Origin of the sequence: Pseudoalteromonas sp. SM9913 (assembly GCF_000184065.1) — a bacterium.
GTDB lineage: Bacteria > Pseudomonadota > Gammaproteobacteria > Enterobacterales > Alteromonadaceae > Pseudoalteromonas > Pseudoalteromonas tetraodonis.
In genome coordinates, this window is sequence record NC_014803.1 from 424,852 (window position 1) to 450,211 (window position 25,360).

Annotated in this window: 26 protein-coding genes; 10 read left to right on the forward strand and 16 right to left on the reverse strand. The window is 41.3% G+C overall.

Translation table 11 applies throughout. The annotated features are described in order from the left end of the window. The first annotated feature begins 280 nt into the window (after positions 1–280). Positions 281–2,464, forward strand: a complete 2,184-nt coding sequence (locus PSM_RS01965) for a YgiQ family radical SAM protein (protein WP_013463977.1) — start codon at positions 281–283, stop codon at positions 2,462–2,464. A gap of 87 nt (positions 2,465–2,551) precedes the next feature. Here the strand turns inward: PSM_RS01965 and mgtE are convergent, their stop codons facing one another. From mgtE to PSM_RS02025, 12 genes are all read right to left on the reverse strand, one after another. Then, complete coding sequence (mgtE, locus tag PSM_RS01970; protein WP_013463978.1) at positions 2,552–3,910, reverse strand: magnesium transporter; 1,359 nt, start codon at positions 3,908–3,910, stop codon at positions 2,552–2,554. Between the two features lie 139 nt (positions 3,911–4,049). Beyond that, positions 4,050–4,322, reverse strand: coding sequence for an HPr family phosphocarrier protein (locus tag PSM_RS01975; RefSeq protein WP_013463979.1), 273 nt, complete (start codon positions 4,320–4,322; stop codon positions 4,050–4,052). A 19-nt stretch (positions 4,323–4,341) separates the two neighbouring features. Beyond that, positions 4,342–5,184, reverse strand: coding sequence for an RNase adapter RapZ (rapZ, locus tag PSM_RS01980; RefSeq protein WP_010390558.1), 843 nt, complete (start codon positions 5,182–5,184; stop codon positions 4,342–4,344). 19 nt (positions 5,185–5,203) lie between these two features. Continuing rightward, the gene (ptsN, locus tag PSM_RS01985; RefSeq protein WP_013463980.1) at positions 5,204–5,656 is read right to left on the reverse strand and encodes a PTS IIA-like nitrogen regulatory protein PtsN; all 453 of its coding nucleotides are present in this window, start codon (positions 5,654–5,656) and stop codon (positions 5,204–5,206) included. Positions 5,657–5,660: 4 nt separating this feature from the next. Beyond that, a complete protein-coding gene (hpf, locus tag PSM_RS01990) occupies positions 5,661–5,948 on the reverse strand; it encodes a ribosome hibernation promoting factor (protein ID WP_010390562.1) in 288 nt (95 codons plus the stop codon). A 26-nt stretch (positions 5,949–5,974) separates the two neighbouring features. Further along, positions 5,975–7,474 carry an RNA polymerase factor sigma-54 gene (locus PSM_RS01995; RefSeq protein ID WP_036955840.1) on the reverse strand — a complete coding sequence of 500 codons (1,500 nt, stop codon included), beginning with the start codon at positions 7,472–7,474 and terminating at the stop codon, positions 5,975–5,977. Positions 7,475–7,808: 334 nt separating this feature from the next. Then, positions 7,809–8,534 carry an LPS export ABC transporter ATP-binding protein gene (lptB, locus tag PSM_RS02000; protein ID WP_013463982.1) on the reverse strand — a complete coding sequence of 242 codons (726 nt, stop codon included), beginning with the start codon at positions 8,532–8,534 and terminating at the stop codon, positions 7,809–7,811. After that, positions 8,531–9,070 (reverse strand): lipopolysaccharide transport periplasmic protein LptA, encoded by a 540-nt coding sequence (gene lptA / locus PSM_RS02005; RefSeq protein ID WP_013463983.1) that lies wholly within the window; start codon positions 9,068–9,070, stop codon positions 8,531–8,533. The genes lptB and lptA overlap by 4 nt, the downstream gene beginning before the upstream one ends. After that, the gene (lptC, locus tag PSM_RS02010) at positions 9,060–9,614 is read right to left on the reverse strand and encodes an LPS export ABC transporter periplasmic protein LptC (RefSeq protein ID WP_013463984.1); all 555 of its coding nucleotides are present in this window, start codon (positions 9,612–9,614) and stop codon (positions 9,060–9,062) included. The genes lptA and lptC overlap by 11 nt, the downstream gene beginning before the upstream one ends. Continuing rightward, complete coding sequence (kdsC, locus tag PSM_RS02015; protein ID WP_013463985.1) at positions 9,611–10,162, reverse strand: 3-deoxy-manno-octulosonate-8-phosphatase KdsC; 552 nt, start codon at positions 10,160–10,162, stop codon at positions 9,611–9,613. Before kdsC ends, lptC begins: the two co-directional genes overlap by 4 nt. Next, positions 10,163–11,134, reverse strand: coding sequence for a KpsF/GutQ family sugar-phosphate isomerase (locus PSM_RS02020; protein ID WP_013463986.1), 972 nt, complete (start codon positions 11,132–11,134; stop codon positions 10,163–10,165). A 3-nt stretch (positions 11,135–11,137) separates the two neighbouring features. After that, positions 11,138–12,106, reverse strand: a complete 969-nt coding sequence (locus tag PSM_RS02025) for a calcium/sodium antiporter (RefSeq protein ID WP_013463987.1) — start codon at positions 12,104–12,106, stop codon at positions 11,138–11,140. 266 nt (positions 12,107–12,372) lie between these two features. Between PSM_RS02025 and PSM_RS02030 the strand changes: the two genes are divergently transcribed. Genes PSM_RS02030 through murA form a run of 7 tightly spaced genes read left to right on the forward strand, consistent with a single transcriptional unit; the run spans position 12,373 to position 17,039 of the window. Next, positions 12,373–13,188 carry an ATP-binding cassette domain-containing protein gene (locus tag PSM_RS02030; RefSeq protein ID WP_013463988.1) on the forward strand — a complete coding sequence of 272 codons (816 nt, stop codon included), beginning with the start codon at positions 12,373–12,375 and terminating at the stop codon, positions 13,186–13,188. After that, a complete protein-coding gene (mlaE, locus tag PSM_RS02035; RefSeq protein WP_013463989.1) occupies positions 13,188–13,967 on the forward strand; it encodes a lipid asymmetry maintenance ABC transporter permease subunit MlaE in 780 nt (259 codons plus the stop codon). Before PSM_RS02030 ends, mlaE begins: the two co-directional genes overlap by 1 nt. A gap of 14 nt (positions 13,968–13,981) precedes the next feature. Continuing rightward, a complete protein-coding gene (mlaD, locus tag PSM_RS02040) occupies positions 13,982–14,530 on the forward strand; it encodes an outer membrane lipid asymmetry maintenance protein MlaD (RefSeq protein WP_013463990.1) in 549 nt (182 codons plus the stop codon). Between the two features lie 5 nt (positions 14,531–14,535). Further along, positions 14,536–15,216, forward strand: a complete 681-nt coding sequence (locus PSM_RS02045) for an MlaC/ttg2D family ABC transporter substrate-binding protein (RefSeq protein ID WP_013463991.1) — start codon at positions 14,536–14,538, stop codon at positions 15,214–15,216. After that, a complete protein-coding gene (locus tag PSM_RS02050) occupies positions 15,209–15,502 on the forward strand; it encodes an STAS domain-containing protein (protein ID WP_008465119.1) in 294 nt (97 codons plus the stop codon). The genes PSM_RS02045 and PSM_RS02050 overlap by 8 nt, the downstream gene beginning before the upstream one ends. Positions 15,503–15,507: 5 nt before the next feature. Continuing rightward, positions 15,508–15,765, forward strand: coding sequence for a BolA family protein (locus tag PSM_RS02055; RefSeq protein WP_007378312.1), 258 nt, complete (start codon positions 15,508–15,510; stop codon positions 15,763–15,765). 14 nt (positions 15,766–15,779) lie between these two features. Then, positions 15,780–17,039, forward strand: a complete 1,260-nt coding sequence (gene murA, locus PSM_RS02060) for a UDP-N-acetylglucosamine 1-carboxyvinyltransferase (protein ID WP_013463992.1) — start codon at positions 15,780–15,782, stop codon at positions 17,037–17,039. Positions 17,040–17,130: 91 nt separating this feature from the next. On the opposite strand, the gene PSM_RS02065 is transcribed toward murA, so the two are convergent. From PSM_RS02065 to PSM_RS02075, 3 genes are all read right to left on the reverse strand, one after another. Beyond that, positions 17,131–18,213, reverse strand: a complete 1,083-nt coding sequence (locus PSM_RS02065) for a trypsin-like peptidase domain-containing protein (protein ID WP_013463993.1) — start codon at positions 18,211–18,213, stop codon at positions 17,131–17,133. Positions 18,214–18,300: 87 nt separating this feature from the next. After that, positions 18,301–19,653 carry a Do family serine endopeptidase gene (locus PSM_RS02070; protein WP_008465125.1) on the reverse strand — a complete coding sequence of 451 codons (1,353 nt, stop codon included), beginning with the start codon at positions 19,651–19,653 and terminating at the stop codon, positions 18,301–18,303. 122 nt (positions 19,654–19,775) lie between these two features. Continuing rightward, a complete protein-coding gene (locus PSM_RS02075; RefSeq protein ID WP_008115546.1) occupies positions 19,776–20,210 on the reverse strand; it encodes a YhcB family protein in 435 nt (144 codons plus the stop codon). 133 nt (positions 20,211–20,343) lie between these two features. Here PSM_RS02075 and zapE point away from each other — a divergent pair, with 133 nt between their 5' ends. Beyond that, complete coding sequence (gene zapE / locus PSM_RS02080; protein WP_013463994.1) at positions 20,344–21,432, forward strand: cell division protein ZapE; 1,089 nt, start codon at positions 20,344–20,346, stop codon at positions 21,430–21,432. Positions 21,433–21,592: 160 nt separating this feature from the next. On the opposite strand, the gene gorA is transcribed toward zapE, so the two are convergent. Next, positions 21,593–22,954, reverse strand: a complete 1,362-nt coding sequence (gene gorA, locus PSM_RS02085; protein WP_013463995.1) for a glutathione-disulfide reductase — start codon at positions 22,952–22,954, stop codon at positions 21,593–21,595. 252 nt (positions 22,955–23,206) lie between these two features. Between gorA and prlC the strand changes: the two genes are divergently transcribed. Then, positions 23,207–25,258, forward strand: a complete 2,052-nt coding sequence (gene prlC, locus PSM_RS02090) for an oligopeptidase A (RefSeq protein ID WP_013463996.1) — start codon at positions 23,207–23,209, stop codon at positions 25,256–25,258. The last annotated feature ends 102 nt before the right edge of the window (positions 25,259–25,360 follow it).

Here is a 25,360-nt window from a genome sequence, read left to right on the forward strand (position 1 = left end):
AAGTAGTTTAATAGGTATTCCTCATCTATTTTAATTTACAGCGTCTATCAATTATTAATTATTTAATAGTTTAACGAAGTCGCGGTTGCTTTTGATCTATTTTATCTACCTTGTATTATTCCAAAAGCAGACATTAGCCGTAATAAGTTTAGATGATTTATTAGTTTTAGTAATGCAATAAAGGTAAACAATTTTTAATCAGCGCTTTCATTTTGTGCTATATCAACGGGGATGTCGATAGGGTATAATTCGCGCCTTTTGTTATTGAACGGCCAATTTTATGAGCACATTAAAAGCTGAACGCGCCTTATTCTCATACCCCAAGTATTGGGCTGAGTGTTATGGCACAGCTCCATTTTTACCAACAACACGCGAAGAAATGGACGCGCTTGGCTGGGATAGCTGCGATATTATTATTATTAGCGGTGATGCTTATGTAGACCATCCTAGTTTTGGGATGGCCGTAATTGGCCGAGTGCTAGAAGCGCAAGGTTTTAGAGTGGGCATTATTGCTCAACCAGATTGGAACTCTAAAGATGCGTTTATGGCATTGGGTAAGCCTAACTTATTTTTTGGTATTACAGCCGGTAATATGGACTCGATGATCAATCGTTACACCGCTGAAAAACGAATGCGCCATGATGACGCATACACACCAGGAAATGTCGGCGGTAAACGCCCAGATCGCGCAGTGATCATTTATTCACAACGCTGTCGTGAAGCCTACAAAGATGTGCCATTAGTGTTAGGGGGCATTGAAGCTAGCCTGCGCCGTATTGCTCATTATGATTACTGGCAAGAAAAAGTACGTCGTAGCGTATTATTTGACGCTAAAGGCGATATTTTAATTTATGGTAATGCCGAACGCCCGTTAGTTGAAGTAGCGCATCGTATCGCTGCCGGTGAAACCATGGATACCATACAGGATGTTAGAGGCACGGCAGTTATTCGTAAAGAGCCTTTACCTGGTTGGCGTGGCAGTGACTCAACAGCCATTGATAAAATTGGTAAAATAGACCCTATTCCTAATCCTTATGGCGCGGATGATGTGGGCTGTGCTAAATCAGAATTTAAGCAAGCCGGCATCGATTTACAAGCAGAAGCTGCAAAACCAATTACCATCCAGCCTGCTCGTCCTAAGCCGTGGGAAAAAACTTACGTTAAACTGCCGGCATTTGAGCAGGTTAGCGTTAATAAGCCTTTGTATGCCCATGCATCACGTATTTTACATCAAGAAACCAACCCAGGTTGTGCAAGGGCGTTATTTCAGCGTCATGGCGATCGTTCTATTTGGGTGAATCCGCCGGCTTATCCGCTTGAAACTCAGGAAATGGATGACGTGTTTGGTTTACCTTACCAGCGTATTCCACATCCAAGTTATGGCGATAATAAAATCCCTGCTTACGATATGATTAAAACGTCGGTAAATATTATGCGCGGCTGTTTTGGCGGCTGTTCGTTTTGTTCTATTACCGAGCATGAGGGGCGCATAATACAAAGCCGTTCTCAAGAATCGATTATCGAAGAAATTGAACAAATTAGAGATAAAGTGCCGGGCTTTACTGGGGTTATCTCTGATTTAGGTGGGCCAACTGCAAATATGTACAAACTGCGTTGTACCAGTAAAAAAGCAGAGAGTACGTGCCGTCGCTTGTCGTGTGTGTATCCTGATATTTGTAAGCATATGGATACCGATCACACACCCACTATCGACTTATATAAAAAGGCGCGTGAGGTTAAAGGGATCAAAAAGATCTTAATTGCTTCGGGCGTGCGTTATGACCTTGCAGTACGTGATCCTCGTTACGTTAAAGAGCTAGTAACCCATCATGTTGGTGGATATTTAAAAATAGCACCTGAACACACAGAAGATGGCCCATTATCAAAAATGATGAAACCAGGTATGGGCGCCTATGATGAATTTAAAGCGTTATTTGATAAGTACTCAAAAGAAGCGGGTAAAAAGCAGTATTTAATTCCATACTTTATTTCTGCTCACCCGGGGACTAAAGATGAAGACATGGTAAACATGGCTTTATGGTTGAAATCGAATGATTTTAAGCTTGATCAGGTACAAAATTTTTATCCATCACCGATGGCCAACGCAACCACCATTTACCACACAGAAATGAACTCGCTTCGTAATATTAAAAATAATACTGAGCAAGTTGCTGTGCCTAAGGGAGCGCGTCAACGTCGTTTGCATAAAGCAATTTTACGCTATCACGATCCTGCCGGTTGGCCAATGGTCCGCGAAGCCCTGCGTAACATGGGCAAAGCCAAGCTTATTGGTAAAGGACCTAACTGTTTAGTCCCTGAAGAAGGACGAGATGAAAGACAAACCAAAGGCGGAAAAGGTAACAAGGGCGGTCGTCCTGCGCTTACTCGTCATACTGGCTTTAGCCAGTTTAAAAAAGCCAACACTAAACCTAAGGTAGGTGGTAATCGCCAGCGCGCTAAGTAGCCTTAACTTATGTAAAGTAACTATCGGCTTAAACAAAAACACCGCGTATTGATGCGGTGTTTTTGTTTAAAAACGTTTATAAAAAGATTAAATCAATAACCAAGTCGCAGTACCTAAGAAGGCAAATATACCAACAATATCAGTTACCGTGGTTAGTACCACACTGCCTGCAAGTGCTGGATCTATTTTCATTTTTTTAAGCAATAGTGGGATACTAGCACCCGCAATACCTGCTGCAACTAAATTCATAAACATAGCAAACGCTAAAACACCACCGAGTTTGAAATCCCATTGCCAAAGCGCAACAACACCGGCAATTAGGATAGACCAAACCATACCGTTAATCGCACCGATAGCGAGTTCTTTTAATAATAAAAAACGTTGGTTAGTTTGGTTGATATGACCCACCGCGATACCGCGAATAACCAAAGTTAAGGTTTGGCTGCCTGCAACCCCACCCATTGACGGGACAATGCCATTGAGCACAGCAAGAATTGGTAATATAGCTAAGGTGTTTTCAAAAAAGCTCGCCACAATTGCAGCCAGCAATGCAGTTAGTAAGTTTACACCCAGCCAAATTGAGCGCTTTTTAGAGCTTTTCAACACAGGTGCAAAGGTATCTTCTTCATCATCTAAACCCGCTAAACCCAGTAAACTGTGCTCAGCGTCTTCACGAATAACATCAACGATATCATCAATGGTGATCCGCCCAAGCAAGTGTGCGTTGTCATCAACAACCGGTGCCGATATCCAGTTATGACGCTCAAACAATTGTGCAACTTCGCTCTCATCCATTGAAATAGGAATAGACTCACAGTCTTCATCCATTAACTCATGAACAATTTTTTCAGGGGGATTAGTTAATAAAGTACTCAGCGATAGGGCGCCTAAAAAGCAGTTATTTTCATCAACCACATATAAGTCATCTGTACCCTCAGGTAATTCGCCGCGTAAGCGAATATAACGCAGTACCACATCTAGAGTCACATCGGGGCGAATAGTAACGGTATCTATATTCATCAATGCGCCAGCAGAGCGCTCTTGATACGATAAAGCCTGCGTTGCACGTTCTCTATCTTGAATATCCATAGCGCTAACAACGTCTTTATAAACGGTGTCAGGTAGGCTACGTAGTACTTCCCCTAAGTCATCATGGCCCATGTCTTCGGTTGCGGCAGCAATGTGCTCGGGTGCCATTTGCGCAATAATGCCCAAACGTACATCTTCAGACAGCTCTTCAAGCACATCACCTTGTACATCAGGATCAACAAGCTGCCAGAGCATACGGCGAATTTTATGCGGGGATGATTCTAAAAGAAGTGCGGTATCACAAGGCGCCGTCTTTGCCAGCATGCGTCTAACTTGAACAAATTGACCACTATTTAGTGACTTAGTCACCTGTTTTAGTTGTTGTAGTGGAATATCTTGTTCTAAAGCTTCAGGCATTGGCGTCCTTAATTAAATTGTATTACATGCTGGAAGGGTATAAATGCTATTCAATTTTAGTTTATCTTACTTTATGTGAGCAAACTACCTCAACCACTATTAACCTAAGCTTAGGATGATGAGTTAATAATGAACTTTTTTATTCTTGCTCATTAAATCGTTGGTCGATGAGCTCACCTATTGCGCTAAGTGCAGGCTCAGCGTCGGGGCCTTCGCATACCACCTTAACTTCTTTGCCTTGGCTGCTTTCGAGTAACATAAGTGCCAGCACGCTATCGCCAGCGGCTTGTTTGTCATCTTGAAATAAAGTGATTGTGGCATCAAATTGCACAGAAAGCTGAGCTAATACTGTCGCCGCTCTAGCGTGTAATCCTAATTTGTTTTTTATTAAAAATGTATTTTCTAAGCGCATTGCATGTTCTCACTCGGTATTATTCTTGTTCTCGGTGGCGAATTTTTACATTAGGATGGCTCATTGCAAAGCTTTCGCCAATGGTTTGCGCTAAATAAACAGAGCGGTGTTGCCCACCGGTACAGCCAATTGCAATGGTTAAGTAGCTGCGGTTATTTCGTTCTAAATGCGGCAGCCATGTTTGCACAAATGTTTGAATTTGCCATGTAAATTTTTGCACTATACTGTGACTTGCTAGGTAGTCTTTTACTGGTTGGTCCAGCCCTGTAAGTGGCTTAAGTTCAGGCTCCCAATGCGGGTTTGGTAAAAAGCGGGCATCAAATACGTAATCTGCTTCTTTAGGGATGCCGTGTTTAAAACCAAATGACTCAAAGGTAATGATCAGTTGTTTATCTTTTTTTCCGAGTATTTTTTCACGAATAGACTCAGCAAGCTGATGCACACTTAAATCTGTGGTATCAATCATATAATCAGCACGGTTAATCAATACATCAAGTAGTTGTTTTTCTTTTTTTATGGCTAAATCAAGCGGCAAAGAATCAATAGATAAAGGGTGGAGACGTCGCGTTTCTGAAAAACGTTTTATTAATGTTTGATCGTCACTGTCTAAATAAAATACCGTTGGTTTAGTAAAACCAGGTAAATATTCAATGATTTCATTAAACTGCTGTTGCTCTTTAGGTAGGTTACGTACATCAACACTCACGGCAATTTTATTATAACTGTCGGAAACACTGCGCACTAATGATGGTAATAAATTAAGAGGAATATTGTCTACACAATAATAACCTAAGTCTTCCACAACGCGTAACGCCACAGATTTACCTGACCCTGAACGACCGCTTATAATTATTAATTCCATTTATCACCTTTCTTTATTACTACGATTGACTGACGATAACCTGATACAGTTCGCTATCCGATTTGGCGGCGCGTAACTGTTTACAAAATTCTTTATCATTGAGCTTATCAGCAATCGTGGCTAGCGTCTTCAAATGCTGCTGATTATCGCCATCGGGAACAATTAACGCGACAAAAATGTCAACCGGTCGGTTATCAATCGCATCAAAATTAATAGCTGTTTCGCTCACTAAAATCAAAGCTAGGGGCTCTTGAGCACCACTCATGCGACCATGTGGAATAGCAATGCCTCGACCAATGCCTGTACTTCCTAGCTTTTCTCTTGCAGTTAATGCATTAAGAATATCTTGTTGTGTTAAATAGGGCAGCTTATTGTGAGCCAATTCACTGATAAATTCTAAAATTCTTTTTTTACTATTAAAAAGGACCGCAGCTTTACTGCAGTCCTGACAGATAAGTGAGCTTAGTTTCATAGTGTTAGTGTCGAGCAAGTTTCTCTTTGTGTTTAATTACTTGACGATCTAGCTTGTCAATGAGCGAGTCTATAGCGGCATACATATCTTGATGCTCAGTAGAGGCAAAAATCTCAGCGCCACTAACATGAACGGTTGCTTCAGCTTTTTGGTTTAGTTTTTCTACATCGAGAATAACGTGCACATTCGTTATGTGATCAGTGTGCCTCTGTAACTTCGAAAATTTACTATTTACGTAGTCTCTAAGCGAGTCGGTAATATCTACATGGCGACCAGTTAAATTCAGTTGCATAAACATTTTCCTCTTTGTTGTACGCCTTAAATCAAACTTTTACGTTGATTAGACGGGGGAATAGCTAGAGATTCGCGATATTTTGCAATGGTTCTCCTCGCTACTTTAATTCCTTGCTCTGCCAATATATCTGCAATTTTACTATCACTCAATGGTTTAGCTGAGTTTTCTGCAGCGATTAATTTTTTAATTAATGCACGTATTGCTGTTGATGAACATTCGCCACCATTTTCAGTACTTACATGGCTTGAAAAGAAATATTTAAGCTCAAAAATGCCACGTGGTGTATGCATGTATTTTTGCGTAGTAACACGCGATATAGTCGACTCATGCATTTCCACCATTTCAGCCACATCGTTAAGCACCATAGGCTTCATAGCCTCAGGACCGTGTTCAAAAAAGGCCTGTTGCTGCTGCACAATACAGTTGGTTACTTTAAGTAGCGTGTCATTTCTACTTTCTAAGCTTTTTATAAACCATTTAGCCTCTTGTAAGTGCGAGCGAATAAACTGGCTATCACCACTTGATTTAACCGTACGCGACATAGCTGCATATTGGCTATTTACTCTGATCTTAGGCATGCTATCTGGGTTTAATTCAACTACCCAACGACCTTTAACTTTTTTAACCGACACATCAGGAATAACGTATTCAGACTCTTCTCTGACAATAGTGTCTGCCGGTTTTGGGCTGAGCGTATGAATCAACGTCATGATTTCTTTAAGCTCATCTTCTTTAAGCTTTGTTTTTTTCATTAACGTGCGATAGTCACGTGCAGCAAGTAAATCAATATGATCGGTTAAGATCATTTTTGTTTCGTTTAAAAAAGGTGTGTCTTTATCAAATTGATTTAGCTGAATACACAAGCACTCTTGTAAACTACGCGCGGCTATTCCCACTGGATCAAATAGTTGAATACGCTTTAGTACCGCTTCTATTTCGTCAAGTTCAACTTCATCTTCGCCGTCGTTTTCTTGGTTAAAGCTTTCTAATATTTCTTCACAGCTAAGGGTTAGAATCCCTGAGTCGTCTACAGCTTCTACAATTGCAATAGCTATCGCTTCATCGGTAGGACTAAACGGCGTCAGTTGAAGTTGCCACATTAAATACTCATGCAGCGTTTCAGTCGAAGAGCCTTGATAAATAGATTCATCTTCTGGCATTGGGCCCGATGAAGAGGCAGGCGCAGCGCTCATATATTCATCCCAAGTAACATCCATAGCCATATCATCGCTAATAGTGTCTTTGGTCATTGCTTCGCCGCTATCTTGCTCATACTCGCTAGGTTTATCGTCAGCTGAGGCACTTAGCGTTATGTCATCGTTATCGGCTTTTTGTTCGTTTTTACCTGCAGTGTCTTCGCTGTAATCGTGTTCTTCAACTTCAAGCAAGGGGTTGCTATCGAGCGCTTCTTGAATTTCTTGCTGGAGATCCAATGTACTGAGTTGCAATAAGCGAATTGCTTGTTGCAACTGTGGAGTCATTGTAAGTTGCTGGCCCATGCGCAGCTGTAATGATTGCCTCATGTATCTCTAACAATCCTTTTAAATTACGGTCTGTTGACCTTTACGGATTAAAATTTGTTCAAACTAGGGGCGGTTTAATTGCGGCGCGAGGTTTGTAACCTAGTGGGCTAAGTCAAAACCGAGCAACAAAGAGTAAATCGTCCCTAGGCAGAACCCGAAGGGCAGCGCCTGTTTGGCATTGATGCTGCGTTATCGCCTATTTATGGGGAATACCACACCACATAGGCTCTGGCTTGCCTAAATACCAAACAGACTGCTGCAAATTCAACCTTGAAAGGTCAACAGACCTAAGTATGATTAATCTTAGCAGATGCTTAGTGGAATAACACACATATTAGAGCTTGAACTGCTCGCCTAAATAAACATCGCGTACTGTTTTATCGTTTAATACATATTCTGGAGTGCCTGATGCAATTAACTCTCCATGAGAAACTATGTAGGCTTTTTCACAAACATCAAGAGTTTCGCGTACGTTGTGATCTGTGATAAGTACGCCAATTCCTCGGTTTTTAAGATGCTCTATAATCTTTTTAATATCTAATACTGAGATAGGATCAACCCCCGCAAAGGGTTCGTCTAAAAGGATAAATTTAGGGTTTGCTGCTAACGCGCGAGCAATTTCAACGCGGCGACGTTCACCACCTGATAAAGCCATACCTTGACTATCGCGGATATGCTGAATGCTAAATTCATCAAGTAAATTATTTAAGGTATCTTCGCGTTGTTGTTTATTTAATTCTTTACGTGTTTCTAAGATAGCCATTAAGTTTTGATAAACAGTCAGCTTTCTAAAAATAGACGACTCTTGCGGTAAATAACCAATCCCTAAACGCGCTCGGCTGTGCATCGGTAATAAAGTAATATCTTTATCATCAATTGATATTTTGCCTTTATCGCTAGGGACAAGGCCTACAATCATATAAAAGGTGGTGGTTTTACCTGCACCATTAGGGCCAAGTAACCCCACAATACTGCCAGCTTCAACCTCTAGGCCAACGTTTTTTACAACTTCACGACCTTTATAGCTTTTAGCTAATAGCTCTGCTTTTAATGTGCTCATGGTTGGCCTTTATCATCTTCTTTTTTATTTTCAACAGGCACTAAAATAGTGTGTACACGGTCTGTTGAGTTTTCGTCTTTTTCTGCGCTAATTAACTGCTGCTCGATATCGTAAGTGATACTTTTAGCTGTTATTTGTTGACCTGCTTGAGCAATGCTTGCATCGCCGATTAAGGTTAAAAAACGCAGCGACACATCGTAACGCACTTCATTAGCACTGGCGCTCATTATGGTGCCATCAGCTTGGGTTTCTTCAAAATATGCAGGGCTGCCTGTGGCAATTAATAACTGTTTGTTATCGCCTAGCTCATCGCGTTTATGCACTTCTAAACGGTCAGCTGTGATACGGCGATTACCATGAATAATTTCAACATTTTTCTCAAAAATGCCTACGTTTTCTTTTAATTGACCTTCTTGCTTATCTGCACTAATTGAAATTTGATTAGCAGCGGGGGCTTCAGCAGGTTCAGCGCCATTACTGTTAAAAGCAATTAATAGTGAGGGAAAAATTAAAATTTTAAATAGGTTATTGGTCATAATATAGGGTTCGCGTATGGTTAATAAGTTTAATCACCTCGGTTTTTAAATCGGCCTCAAGGCCTTTACCTGTGATTTTTAAATTAGGTCCTGTAATAACGACAGGCTGCTGTGATTGCATGGTTAATAGTTTTATATCAACATTGATGGTCTGGGCGTTGATCGTATCGATCATGGCGTTATCTACTAAGTTTTGAGCGGTTACATTACCCTCTAACACCAGTTGACGGTCGTCGTAGAGGGTGGCTTCATCGGCGTTAATACGCCATGTTTGCTGCTCGTTGTATAAAGTGAATATAGGCTTTTCAAAAAAGGTAAAACCGAGTTGTTGATACAACTCCATTTTTACCGCAGTTACCTTATGGCTCACTTTACCTTGTTCATTATAAGCCGTTTGTTTTAGCTCAATAGCGGTATAATCAGGCTTAGCAATAACTTGTGTTTCTTCGCTTGCAGTAATATCAACCTTAGTAAAATAAGGATACCAGAGCCAAACCATACAGCTTATGAATAAAACGCTCAGTATAATGCGCGCTACATTCATGAACTCGTTCCTTGGCTAGTTAGTGGCTTGTTATTTTCGAGCATAAGTAAGTCTGTCAGCTCTCTTACCGCACCAAAACCGCCGGGCAGTTGGGTTACATAATGTGATAAACGTTTAATAAGTGGATGAGCATCGTTTACGGCAACCGCAAAACCGACTTGCTCCATTACTGGCATGTCTGGGCCATCATCACCTATATAAGCAATTTGCTCATCGCTAAGCGCTAATTTTTGTTTTAATTCTTGATAGGCTATAAGCTTGTCTTCTTGGCCTTGATATATATGTTGTACGGTTAAACTGCTCATACGTTGCTGCACTATATGAGAATGGCGCCCAGTGATTACGGCGACTTCAAAACCGCTGTTAATCAGGGCTTTGATACCAAATCCGTCTTTGGTGTTAAATGCTTTGAGTTCTTCACCTTGGTTTCCAAGGTAAATACGGCCATCAGAAAATACACCATCAATATCACAAATTAATAGCTTTACTTTTTTTGCGCGCGCCTTTGCATCATCACTTAGCGGTTGATAGAGATCTTCAAATTGCATTTATAGCACTCCCGCTTTAAGTAAGTCTTGCATATTTAGTGCGCCAATCGGTTGATTATGCTCATTAATTACAATTAAACCATTAATACGTTTTTGTTCCATAATATTTAACGCTTCAGCCGCGAGCATCTCTTGGGTGGCTGTAGTACACGACTTGGTCATCACAACATTAATTTCAGTGCTATGAATGTCAATACGTTGCTCTAAAATACGGCGTAAATCGCCATCGGTAAACAGGCCTGATAATTGCTGGTCACTATCAACAATAGCGGTCATGCCGAGTCCTTTGGCCGACATTTCAATTAAGGCATCTTTAATCGTTTGCGTCTCGTTAATGATAGGTGTATCAGCACCACTGTGCATAACATCTTTAAGAGTTAAGAGTAATCGCTTGCCTAAGCTACCACCAGGGTGCGATAGTGCAAAATCATCAGCAGTAAAGCCGCGTGCTTCTAATAATGCCACCGCCATGGCATCACCCATAGCGAGTGTGGCAGTGGTACTTGCAGTAGGTGCTAAGCCCAATGAGCAGGCTTCTTGTTCAACTTTAATACACACATGCACATTTGCCAATGTTGCCATGGTTGAGCCTTGGTTGCCTGTCATGGCAATCATTTTGGCACCAATGCGCTTTAATACTGGAATAATATTAAGTACTTCGCTGGTTTCACCAGAGTTTGAAATGAGGATAACCACGTCATTTGCTGTGATCATTCCTAAATCACCATGGCTTGCTTCACCCGGGTGAACAAAAAATGCGGGGCTGCCGGTACTGGCAAGAGTGGCGGCTATTTTGTTACCAATATGGCCTGATTTACCCATGCCAATAACAATAATACGACCTGAGCAGTCAAACATTAATTGACAGGCTTGGTTAAAGCTTTCATTAACGTATTGTGTAATATCGCTGAGTGCTTGGCGTTCAATCTCTAGAACACGTAACCCTTGTTGAATAAAGTTTAGCGTTGACATGGGCTATCCTACTTGACTAAAAATATAACCTTGGTAAATCATAAATGCGACGATGAGCAAGCCACCTTCTATTCTATTGATACGTCTTTGACCTCTAAAGTTCAATGACATAGCAATTAGCGCCAAGGTTGCGCCAATCATAATAATAACATCACGGTTAGCAACCGAAGTATCGATAACCGATGGATTAATTAATCCTGCCAGCGGTAATACCGCTAAAATATTAAAAATATTCGAACCAACTATGTTACCCAGCGCTAAGTCATCTTCATTTTTAAGTACACCTGCAATTGAAGCTGCAAGTTCAGGTAAGCTGGTGCCTATAGCAATAATGGTCAAACCAATCACTAAGTCACTTAAGCCAAAATATTTTGCGATATCAACGGCTGAGCCAACTAAAAAGTGTGAACTAACCGGCAGTAAAATCATACCCACTACCAGCCAAAAAACAGCTTTTTTGGTTGGTACGTTGTCAGGTACTTCGTCACAGGCTTCGCTCACAAACGGATCGTCTTGGTTTTTAGCTCGCAGTGAGACAAAAATAAGTCCGCCAATAAAAACAACAAAGCCAGATAATAAGGCTGCACCTTCAAAAAATGAAAAATAGTTATCTGAAAAAATATACCAAGTTGCAATGGAGACCAGTAGTACCAGTGGAATTTCACGTTTTAACGTACTTGAAGATACTGATAAGGGTCTTAAAAGGGCGGTAATACCTAAAACTAATAAGATGTTAGTGATGTTTGAACCAACTGCATTACCCACGGCAGTATCGGTTTTATTTGCCAAAGCTGCTGAAGCCGATACCATCATTTCAGGCGCTGAAGAGCCCATAGCTACCACGGTTAAACCTACAATTAGCGTTGGCACGCCAAAGTTTTTAGCCAGTGCTGCTGCACCATAAACAAACCTGTCTGCACTCCATACGAGAGCCGCAAAACCAAGAATTAAAATGACAAACGAGGTAACCATTGTGATAAGCCAATTAATGTAAATTCAGATAGCGCGAATAGTAACAAAAGCCACCATAAAAGTATAAATAAAAGAATAAGGTGTAATACATTAGGCGGTTATTTTAAGTATTCTATGGCGCTTTTTATATGAAATTTTAAGCCAAAGTTAAGGCTGCTTGAATCAATCTTATAACTGTTTTTGCGACACTATTACAAAATCTTACGAATTGTTTTTTCCATATTGGTTAAAAAACCCTTAAAATAGAAATATGAGAGAGTATTGTTATGGAGAGCGACTTGTCGCAATCAATAGTAGAAGTCAAGGATGTTACCTTTTCTAGAGGCGATAGGGTCATATATAAAAATATGAGCTTTGACGTACCTGAGGGTAAAATTACTGCCATTATGGGGCCAAGCGGAATTGGCAAAACCACGATGCTACGCCTAATAGGTGGCCAGCTTAAACCAGACTCCGGTGATATTTTATTTAAAAACGACAGCATTGTCGCTATGTCGCGCAAAGAACTCTACGCGGCACGTAAACGCATGAGTATGTTATTTCAAAGCGGTGCCTTATTTACTGATATGTCGGTGTTCGATAACATTGCATTCCCCATTCGAGAGCACACGCAACTCAGTGAAGATTTAATCCGTTTAGTGGTATTAATGAAATTACAAGCTGTTGGCTTACGTGGTGCTAAAGATTTAATGCCTTCAGAGTTATCTGGCGGTATGGCACGTCGTGCAGCTTTGGCTCGCTCTATAGCGCTTGATCCTGAACTTATTATGTATGATGAGCCTTTTGCAGGACAAGACCCTATTTCAATGGGGGTTTTAGTTAAGCTGATCAAATCTTTAAACGAAGTACTTGGCTTATCTTCTTTAATTGTCACGCACGATGTGACTGAAGTAATGAGTATTGCCGACCACGTTATTATTATTGCTGATCAAGGCGTTATTGGCAGTGGTACACCAGAGCAGATGCGAGAGCACGAATCACCACTTGTTCAACAGTTTTTAAAAGGGTTATCAGATGGTCCAGTGCCATTTCATTATCCAGCACAAACCTATGCAGATGAACTGTTAGGAGAGCAGCAGTAATGTTGGATTTACTACAAAAAATAGGCCACAAAACGCTGGGCCGATTTGCTGCACTGGGGCGTTCAACCCAAATGCTGGCAAGTGCGTTATGGCATGTACCCAATTTTAAAAAAGGCACACCTTTACTCGTGCGCCAACTTTACATGGTTGGTTCACAATCGCTGTTGATTATTGTTGTGTCGGGATTATTTATCGGCATGGTTCTAGCGCTGCAAGGTTATACCGTTTTAGTTGATTATGGCGCTGAAGACAGCCTAGGCCCTTTAGTGGCACTTAGCTTGTTACGTGAGCTTGGACCGGTAGTTACTGCGTTATTATTTGCAGGCAGGGCTGGTAGTGCGTTGACTGCTGAAATCGGCTTAATGAAAGCCACCGAGCAATTATCGTCGCTTGAGATGATGGCCATTGACCCGCTTAGACGAATTATAGCGCCGCGGTTTTGGGCTGGTTTGATTAGTATGCCAATGTTGGCACTTATTTTTTCTGCTGTAGCTATTATTGGTGCTCATTTAGTGGGGGTTGATTGGCTAGGCGTTGATACGGGAAGTTTCTGGTCAATTATGCAATCTCAGGTGTCGTTTGAAAAAGACATACTAAACGGTTTAATTAAAAGTATCGTATTTGCGATTGTTGTTACCTGGATTGCGCTTTACAAAGGGTATGACTGTGTTCCCACATCAGAGGGGATCAGCAAGGCAACAACAGAGACAGTGGTGCACTCATCACTAGCGGTATTAGGTTTTGACTTTATTTTGACAGCGGTAATGTTTACCAGCTAATAGGGTATTAAATAATGAATTCACGGAAATTAGAAATTTTAGTTGGTTTTTTTGTAGCATTGGGCATTTTGGCATTTTCAATGCTGGCGCTCAAAGTGGCTAATTCGGGTATTAGCGGCTCAGGTGAAACCTACACATTGAACGCCAAATTTGAAAATATAGGATCATTAAAAACACGTGCACCCATTAAGGTGGGCGGCGTTGTTATTGGTCGTGTAGAGTCAATTTATGTACACCCACAAGAGTTTTTACCAGTAGTAAATATGAGTATTGATGCGCAGTATTTATGTCGTTTTTCAGATACCAGTTCTATCTCAATTTTAACCTCGGGTATTTTAGGTGAGCAATACTTAGGTATTAACCCTGTGATCGCATCAGATTCAGCTAAACAGCGATGCTTAGGCGAAGATGTAGCGAACAGCGAACAAGATCAAGCCATTGACGATTTATTTGGTGTTCAAAGTAAAGCATTAGCCAACGGCGATTCTATTACAGATACCAAGTCAGCATTGGTACTAGAAGAATTAATAGGCCAGTTTTTATTCAACCAAGGTAGTGAGTAATTATTATGTTGAAAACATTTTTAGCAAGTATCGCATTAGTAACTGTCACGCTAGTACAAAGTGTACATGCCGGTGAAGTGAAATTGACTGATCCTAATAAAATGGTACGTCAGGTTGCTGATAATACCTTTGAGCGTATTACCAAAGACCAGCCGTTAATAACCACTAACAAAGAGCATTTACGGGTCATCGTTGAAGAAGAACTGATGCCCTACATTGACTACAAATATGCTGCACTGAGAGTGTTAGGTAGCGAAGTGTCTAAGGTACGCGCCATTACCAACAAAGCAGAAAAAGCAAAAGCAATTGAAGATATTCAGCGTTTTATTGGCGCGTTTAGAGAGTACCTTGTTGCCACTTATGCTGGCGTTTTTACCCAGTATACTAATCAACAAGTTGAATTTGCTGCCGAGCAGCCTTTTAAAGGCAAAGATGTGGTGGTGGTAAAAACCAAAATTGTAGAAGCCGGTAAGCCTGATATTAAAATTGATTTTAAAGTACGTGAAGATAGAAGTGGCGAATGGCGCGCTTACGATATGATTGCTGAAGGCATTAGCTTACTTGATGCAAAACAAAGTGAGCTTCAGGGCATTTTACGCCAACAAGGTATTGACCATGTTAGCGACCTGTTAGAGCAAAAAAGTAAGTTACCGGTTCAGTTTAGAGGCAGTGACACAAATGACTAAATTGGCAATCAGCCAAGTCGATGAACAGCATCTACGAGTCAGTGGTGAATTGACTCATAATTCAATTGGCAATGAACGGCTTCTGAATACCAAGCGACAAACTGAGCATAAAACCCTTTATTTTGACCTAAGTGAGGTGACAAGGGTTGACACAGCCGGCTTAGCTTGGTTAATTCACTCTTTTACAGAATTTAAGCAACAAGGCATTCGCCTTGAATTGCAAAACCCACCTGAACAACTGCAAAACCTTATGCAGTTAGGCCAGGTTACAACCCTATTTGAGTGAGAGTTATGGAAACGAGTCAAGTCGAAACATTATTACGCGACGAACTTCAGTTAGCTGAAGTACATGTAAAAGCCAATGGCAGTCATTATGAAGTAATCGCTGTCGGTGAATGCTTTGACGGATTAAGTCGTGTTAAAAAGCAACAGCTAGTATATGGGCCATTAATGAACACTATTTCAGACGGTACCATTCATGCTGTTTCTATCCGCGCTTTTACTCCGACAGAGTGGAAACGTGAGCAAAAATTCATTTTACCGCAATAAATAAGGCCCCTTAGATGGATCAATTTGTAATTCAAGGTGGCACTTCACTCGCTGGTGAAGTAACTATTTCTGGCGCTAAAAACGCAGCTCTTCCGATTCTATTTGCAGCTTTATTAGCTGATGGCAAAAGTACTTTTACTAACGTACCACATCTTCGCGATATCATTACGACCGAAGCCTTATTAAAAACGTTAGGCGCTGATGTTCAGTGGCAGGGCGATTCACTCATTATTGATGGTGCAACGGTAAATAGCACGTTAGCGCCTTATGACTTAGTAAAGCAAATGCGTGCGTCAGTGCTTGCACTTGGCCCTTTAGTCGCTCGATTTGGTGAGGCACAAGTATCCTTACCTGGTGGCTGTGCTATTGGTGCGCGCCCGGTTGATATTCATATTCAAGGCTTAGAGCGTATGGGCGCTCAAATAACCGTTGAAAACGGTTATATTAATGCCAAAGTAGATGGTCGCTTAAAAGGCGCTGAAGTTTTCATGGAAATGATCAGCGTAGGTGCCACTGAAAACTTACTCATGGCGGCAACGCTCGCCGATGGTAAAACAGTATTAGAAAATGCTGCGCGCGAGCCCGAAATTATCGATTTAGCCAATTGCTTAATTGCTATGGGTGCTAAAATCACTGGTGCGGGCTCAAGCCGTATTGAGATTGAAGGGGTTGAGCGTTTATCAGGTTGTGAACACCGCATATTACCGGATCGCATTGAAACGGGTACCTTTTTAGTGGCTGCAGCGATGGCTGGCGGTGAAGTTCTGTGTAAAATGACCGACTTCCATTCGTTAGAGCCAGTAATAGAAAAATTACGTGCAACCAATGCATTATTAGAAGTGCACGATGACAGTATTTACCTAGACATGCGAGGCCGAGAGCTTAAAGCGGTGAATATTAAAACTATGCCTCATCCTGGTTTTCCGACCGATATGCAAGCGCAGTTTACCGCATTAAATGTGGTGGCTAATGGTAGTGCGACGATTACCGAAACTATTTTTGAAAATCGTTTTATGCATGTGCCTGAGCTACAACGTATGGGCGCTAATATTCGCTTAGAAGGCAATACGGCCTTTTGTGGTGAAACAAAAAGCTTATCGGGTGCGCAAGTAATGGCAACTGACCTTCGTGCATCAGCGAGTCTTATTCTAACGGGGATTGTGGCTCAAGGTGAAACGGTTGTTGATCGTATTTATCATGTAGATAGAGGTTATCAGCGTATTGAAGATAAACTCAGTGCGCTAGGTGCTAACATCAAACGCAAAAGCAATTAGTTATACTAATACAATTATTATTCTAATCCATAAAAAACGCGATGATCTATCGCGTTTTTTTATGTCTAATGCCAAAGTATAAATAAGCGCTTTATAGCTTGGTTTCAAGCTCTGCTACTTTTACCATTATTTTTTGTATTTCACCGTTACGGTAAAGCTCAAATTCAATTTCTTTCCCCGGTTCGGTACTGCCTATTTTTTTCAATACATTTTGTGGATTAGCCACTGAAAGCCCAGCAATTTTAATCACAATATCTTGCTCTTCTATACCCGCCTGCCATGCAGGACCTAAAGGGTCTAGGTTGGTAATACGCATGCCTGCAACAGGCGTTAAGCTATCATTGACCTCTTTGCCTGTACTGTCTACCGCTGTGCCTTCAAAGCCCAAATAGCCGCGTACAACACGACCATGGCGTATAAGCTTACCCATTACCTCTTTTGCCAAGGTGTAAGGCACCGCAAAAAAGATCCCTTGTATATTTAAGTTTTCACGGGTTTTAAACTGGGCAGAGGTGATCCCTACTAAATCGCCATTAGAATTTACCAGTGCACCACCAGAGTTACCTACGTTAATAGCAGCGTCCATTTGCAGTAAGTTATTGTAAGGACTGTCGGTAATTTTTTGCTTACCGGTGGCGCTAATAATCCCCTGAGTAATGGTTTGCCCTAAGTTAAGTGGGTTTCCGATGGCTAATACTAAATCGCCTACACTCGAACTGTAGTTATCGTTAACGGGTATAACAGGCAGGTGATTGGCATTTATTTTTAATAATGCTAAGTCGGTAATAGTATCAAAGCCAATGAGTTGCACATCAAAAAAACGTCTGCCGTCAGTAAGAATAACCAGTATTTGATCGGCATTATTGATCACATGGTAATTAGTCAAAATATAACCGTCAGGTGACATGATCACCCCAGAACCAAGCTCTTGCACCGTATTTTGGCGTTTATAGCGTGGCTCTTTAGAAATGCTTTCTGAAAAAATGGTGACAACCGATGGCGCTGCGCGCTTAACTGCGTCAGAAAAGCTCAAATGACTTGCAGTCATTGCACTGGGTAGCGGCACGTTAGGTAGCAATGCAGTGCGCATGTTAGGGCTAAAAAAAACCACTAAAAAAGCAATGCCTAAACCGGCAAATAGAGGAGGAAGTACAAATTTTAGAAGTTTTAGCACGGTATTCTTATTGTTAGTGAGCAATCCCTTTATGATGGCACAAAAAAAATAACAGCGGCAAGTGCCGCTGTTACTTTTATTGTATTATTACTGAATTAATACAAAAATAGATTCACGTCCGCGTTTCACACCTAACACAATATTACCTTGAATATCTTCGATAATTTTGTTCATGTCGCGAATGCTTTCTACTCGTTGACGGTTTACTTGCACAATAACATCGCCTTCTTCAAGGCCAACCCGTGCTGATGGCGAACGAGGGTCTACAGAGGTCACCTCAATCCCTTTCATTTTGTTCTTCTTCACGTTTTCCAGTGTTGCACCTTGGAATGCTGGGTGTAACTCTTCGCCCGCAGCGGTAATGCCTGATGCACCATCTAGGGTTACTTCCACATTTTTAACTTTACCGTCACGGTAAATCCCCAACTGTACTTCACGACCCTCACCTAAGGTGGCAATTTTACTGCGTAGTTCATGGAAGCCACTAATTTCACTACCATTTATACTAATAATTACATCGCCTGCTTTAATTCCCGCTTTGCTGGCTGCGGTGTCATCCATTACCTGCATAACATAAGCCCCTTGTTTAACATCAAGCTGCTGTGCTTTAGCAAGACCTGCATCAAGAGGGCGGCCTGAAATACCTAACGAACCACGGCGTACTTCACCATGCTCTACAATTTGATCAACTAGGTTTTTCATCATATTTGACGGAATAGCAAAGCCAATCCCCACATTTCCGCCTGATGCACCTAAAATAGCGGTATTAATACCAATCAGCTCACCGTTTAAATTAACTAAAGCCCCACCTGAGTTACCTTGGTTTATCGCGGCATCGGTTTGAATGAAATCTTCGTAACCCTCAATATTTAAGCCACTGCGGCCTAATGCGCTAACAATACCTGAGGTAACCGTGTGGCTTAAACCAAAAGGGTTACCAATTGCGACGGCAAAATCACCGACACGTAAGTCATCTGAGTTAGCTAGCTTTACTGCGGTTAATTCATCTGCGTCTATTTGTAGTAGCGCAATATCAGACTCTTTATCGCTACCAATTTTTGTTGCTTCATATTCGCGGCCATCCTCAAGAGTGACCACCATTTTTTCGGCGTCTTGCACTACATGGTTGTTAGTAACGACATAACCTTTGTCAGCATCAATAATAACTCCTGAGCCTAAACCACTAAACTGGCGCTTTTGGCTACGTGGCTGCGGGTTGCCAAAAAAGAAATCGAGCGGGTCACCGCGTCGGCGAACCTCTTTAGAGCCTGAAACCTGAATACTCACTACACCTGGGGTAATTTGCTCAAGCATAGGGGCAAGTGTTGGTAATTGTTGACCATTAACGGCAACCGGCAATTTAGCAAACGAGGCGGTTGGACTTAGTAATAAGCTAGTAGATAAAATAGCAGCACTGATAAGTGATAATTTCATTTTCATAGTCAGGGTTTACTCCACTTAAAAAGCAAAAGGCTGCAATAAGCAGCCTCAAAAAAGTATATCAATAAGATAAAACAACAAAGCTGTTATATCTAAAGACTATGGGGTCAAAAAAAAGTTCATCAAGATGCTTTAGAAGTATTCACATCACCAGCAAATAATCCTGATTTACCCGACACATAATCAGCTGGTTGAGCATCGGCGTTTGAGCGATCCGAACTACGCTCTTTTAATGACGCTTGTAATTGCTCTGTGGTTTCTTTAGAGAAAAACGGTTCAGCAGGGGCTTTATTTCTGTCTTCAAGTAATAGTTGATTGGTTTCTTCAACATGGCTTAATAACTGGTCGTAGTTTTCTTTCATTTTGTTTACTAACTTACCAGTGTTCGCTAAATGGTCGGCAACATCTTGACGATACTGCTCAAGCGAATGCTTAGCTTGCTCTGCTTGTTGCTCTAACTCATCTTGTTTAAATTGTTTTTTAGTGACAAAGGCACCAACGAAAAATGCAGCAATAGCAACCACTATCACTAAACCTACCCATGTAAATGTACCCATAAATTCACCTCTATGCGAAAATAACTAAAAAAATTTAGTTCAATAATAATTCATACTAAGTCTAATATACCCTGAGTATTGATGCGTGTTAATATGCTTTACAAATTAAACTGTGTTTTAACTGTAAATAGATATGACTCCTTGGCAAACATACCAGCAAGACCTTCAACGCGATGACTTTGTACATGACGCAGCACAAGAAAATGCAGTTCGTCATTTACAGCGTTTATACGACGATTTAACACAAGCAAAACCACAATCTAAAGGCTTTTTTGCAAAGCTTTTTAATAAAGCTGAACCCGCACCTATAAAAGGATTGTACTTTTGGGGTGGCGTAGGCCGAGGTAAAACTTACCTAGTTGATACTTTTTACGAAGCTTTGCCGGGCGATAGAAAAATGCGAGTGCATTTTCACCGTTTTATGCACCGAGTACACGACGAGCTTAAAAAGTTAAACAACACAGCAAACCCATTAGAAACAGTTGCCGATATTTTTAAAGCAGAAACAGACATAATTTGTTTTGATGAGTTTTTTGTACAAGACATTACCGATGCCATGCTGCTCGGTGGTTTAATGGAAGCGCTATTTGCACGTGGTATTGTGTTAGTTGCAACCTCTAATATTATACCTGATGATTTATACCGTAATGGCTTACAACGCGCTCGTTTTTTACCGGCTATTGCCTTAGTGAATAAGCATACTGAAATAGTTAATGTAGATTCCGGTGTTGATTACCGGTTACGTACACTGGAACAAGCAGAAATTTTTCACAGCCCGCTTGATGATCAAGCTGATAAAAACCTATTTGAATACTTTGATAAGCTCTCCCCTGAGGCCGGTAAAGTAGACACCCCAATTGAAATAGAAGGGCGGATGATCAAAACCCGCAAGGTGTCTGATTGCATCGTTATGTTTGAATTTAGCGAACTGTGTGAAACCGCGCGTAGCCAAGTGGATTACATGGAAATAAGCCGATTATATAACACGGTGATTTTATCAAACGTAAAACAGCTTGGACAAAATAATGATGATGCAGCAAGGCGTTTTATTGCGTTGGTAGATGAGTTTTATGAGCGTAACGTTACCTTAATTATCTCTGCAGAAAAACCCATTACTGAGCTGTACACACAAGGCAATTTAAACTTTGAATTTAAACGCTGTATTAGTCGCCTGCAAGAAATGCAATCGTTAGAATATTTAGCCCGAGAGCATTTAGCTTAAAATACGAAGGTTAGCGGGCGACGGGCTACGAGCAACGGGCTACGGGCTACGAGTTGAAATTACCTAGCAGCGGGTTTACCCCGCGTAAAGTTGGTCATTTAAAATAAAAAAACCTTGCGATGTTAACCGCAAGGTTTTTTTATTTTCTCGAACCTCGAGCTTATCTCATGGTAACAAACTCTTCCGAACCCGTCGGGTGAAGTGCTACAACCGCATCAAAATCGGCTTTAGTCGCGCCCATTTTCATGGCGACAGCAAAGCCCTGAATCATTTCATCAACGGTGAAACCGATACCGTGTAAGCCCACAACTTTTTCATCATCGCCTGCACACACAAGCATCATGTTACATGCTTGGCGATGCTGAGTAACTGCGGTGTACATAGCCGCAAAGCTTGATTTATATACTTTTACATTTTCTTCGCCGTACTGAGAAATCGCCTCTTGTTCAGTTAAGCCAATGGTGCCGATAGGTGGATGGCTAAATACCACGGTTGGTACTAGGCTGTAGTCCATTTTTAAATCGTTCGGCAATTCTTTATTAAATAAACGCTCCGATAGAGTACGACCCGCTTTTACAGCAACTGGTGTAAGCTCAATACCATTTTCGATAATATCACCCACAGCGTATACATTTTTAGCCGTGGTGTTTTGGTATTCATCTACTTTTACATAGCCGCTTTCGTTTACTTCTACGCCTGCTGCAGCAAGGTTAATTTTATCGGTTGTAGGTGTACGACCAATCGCCCAAATAACCTGATCAACATTTTCGCTGTAACCGTTTTCAAAATGAATAGTTAAGCTGCCATCAGCCTCTTTTACCACCTCTTTTGGCGAACACTCAGTGTGCAGAGTAGGGCCTTCTTTTGCCATAATATCAACCAGTGTGTCGATAATGTATGGGTCAAAGGTGCGCAGCGGCTTGCTCTTACGAACAAATAAATGGGTTTGTGTCCCTAGGCTGTGTAGCACACCTGCAATTTCTACGGCAATGTAACCGGCACCAACAACGGCAACACGCTTAGGTTGTTCGTTCAGCTCAAAAAAGCCGTTTGAATCAATACCGTGTTCAGCACCTGGAATGTTAGGAATAGTAGGGCGTCCGCCTACAGCAACTAAAATGTGATCAGCAGTGTAATGCTCACCATTTACTTCAACGGTTTTACTATCCACAAATTTTGCAAAGCCTTTGATCACAGTTACGCCATTTTTAGCTAAACCATTATCATAGCCTTTGTGAATGCGGCCAATATAGGCTTCACGGCTTTCTACTAGCTTTGACCAGTCAAAGCCTTTAACTTCAACATCAAAACCGTAATCAGGAGCATAAAGATTAATTGCTTCAGCAACTTGAGCGCCATGCCACATTACTTTTTTAGGAACACACCCTACGTTTACGCAGGTGCCACCCATGTGTTTAGCTTCAATTAATGCTACTTTTGCGCCACGCATTGCTGCACGGTTAGCTGATGCAATACCACCACTACCGCCACCAATTGCAATGTAATCAAAATGCTGAGCCATGTTTAATCCTCTAAATATTAATTTAACTTTTCTGTGCCGATGATAGCATATGCGATGAGCAAGTCACTTGTTCGGGGCTGCTAAAATCTATCAAACATCCTTCATCAAACGAAAGATATGCTATTTCAGATCAAGCTGCTAGGTGATCATTTACAGATACGCACTCGTTAACTAGTAAAGCAGGTTTGCCCTTGTATTTACGTATTTTGCCCCAACTTAAATTTTTATATTTTGCATAAACCGAGAATCACTATGACCAATGCACATACTAATCCCCTAATCGGGCTTGAAGGTTTACCGCCTTTTTCAAAAATAAAGCCAGAGCATGTTGTCCCGGCACTAAAAAAAGGTATTGAGCACTGTCGCAGTGCAATTAATGATGTATTAGCAAAGCAATCATACACATGGGAAGATTTAGTATTACCCCTTGAAGAAGCTGACGATAAACTATCGCGATTGTTTTCACCGGTATCGCATTTGAACTCAGTAATGAACAATGATGAACTTCGCGAAGCCTACGAGCAATGTTTACCGCTTATTTCTGAATACTCTACTTTTGTTGGTCAGCACCAAGGTTTGTATGAGGCTTACAACGCACTTTATAACAGTGACGAATTTAAAACACTCACTACTGCCCAGCAAAAAACCATTACTAACGCATTACGTGACTTTAAGCTTTCAGGTATTGCGTTAAATCCTGAGCAACAAAAACGCTACGGTGAAATTAGTGCGCGTTTATCAGAGCTTGCCTCAAAATTTGGTAATAATGTGATGGATGCCACGCTTGCATGGCATAAGCATATTACCGATGAAAGCCAATTGGCTGGTTTACCAGAATCAGCGCTTGCATTAGCGGCCGATACGGCAAAAAGTAAAGACTTAGACGGCTGGGTATTTACCCTAGATTTCCCTTCATATTTGCCGATTATGACCTATGCAGATAATCGTGAACTTCGCAAAGAAACATACACCGCGTTTTCTACCCGTGCATCCGATCAAGGCCCTAATGCGGGAGAGTTTGATAACTCTGCGATCATGAGTGAAGAGTTGGCACTGCGTCATGAGTTAGCACAATTACTTGGCTTTAATAACTACGCTGAAAAATCGTTGGCTACAAAAATGGCAGAATCACCCGCGCAGGTATTCTCATTTTTAGAAGACTTAGCCGCTAAGTCTAAACCACAAGCAGAGCAAGAACTTAAAGAGCTGCAACAATATGCAGAGCAAAAGCATGGTATTAGTGAACTGCAGGCGTGGGATTTTGGTTATTATAGTGAAAAACTAAAGCAAGAAAAGTACGCGATTTCAGATGAAGTTCTTCGCCCGTACTTCCCAGCAAATAAAGTACTCAGTGGCTTATTTGAAACGGTTAATCGCCTATTTGGTATTACTGTAAAAGAAGTCGCTGATTTTGATAGCTACCATAAAGATGTACGCTTTTTTGAAATTTACGATAGCAATAACACTTTACGTGGTCGTTTTTACTTAGATTTGTATGCGCGTGATCACAAGCGTGGTGGTGCGTGGATGGATGACTGTATGGGTCGTAAAGTGCGCGCTAATGGTGAACTTCAAACACCAGTTGCTTACCTGGTGTGTAATTTTAATAAAGCGATTGGCGATAAGCCGGCGTTATTTACCCATAATGAAGTAACCACACTGTTTCATGAGTTTGGTCACGGTATTCATCATATGCTTACCCAAGTAGATGCAGCCCCCGTTGCCGGTATTAATGGGGTAGCGTGGGATGCTGTTGAGTTGCCAAGCCAGTTTTTAGAAAACTGGTGTTACGAGGAAGAAGCGCTTAGCTTTATCTCAGGTCACTTCGAAACCGGTGAGCCACTACCTAAAGAGTTGCTTGATAAACTACTTGCGGCTAAAAATTATAACTCAGGTATGCAAATGTTAAGACAACTTGAGTTCTCGTTATTTGATTTTAAAATCCACCACGATTACGTGGCAGACAAACCATGTAACATTCAAGCTGTGCTTGATGATGTACGCAGTCGTACTTCAGTCATTAAGCCGCCAGCGTTTAATCGTTTTCAGCATGGCTTTAGTCATATTTTTGCGGGCGGTTATAGTGCAGGTTATTACTCGTACAAATGGGCTGAAGTACTTTCGGCAGACGCCTATTCTAAATTTGAAGAGGAAGGAATTTTTAATCCACAAACTGGCCAAGCGTTTATGCAGCACATTCTTGAAAAAGGCGGCAGCGAAGAGCCAATGGCACTGTTTAAAAACTTCCGTGGTCGCGAGCCAAGTGTAGATGCACTACTGCGCCACAGTGGCATTGCCGCTTAGGGTCTATTGACCTTTGCGGATTAAAATATAATTACAAAAGCGCCCCAGTGGCGCTTTTTTATTGCCTAAAACACAGTGTTGTTAAAGAATATTTTGAATAAA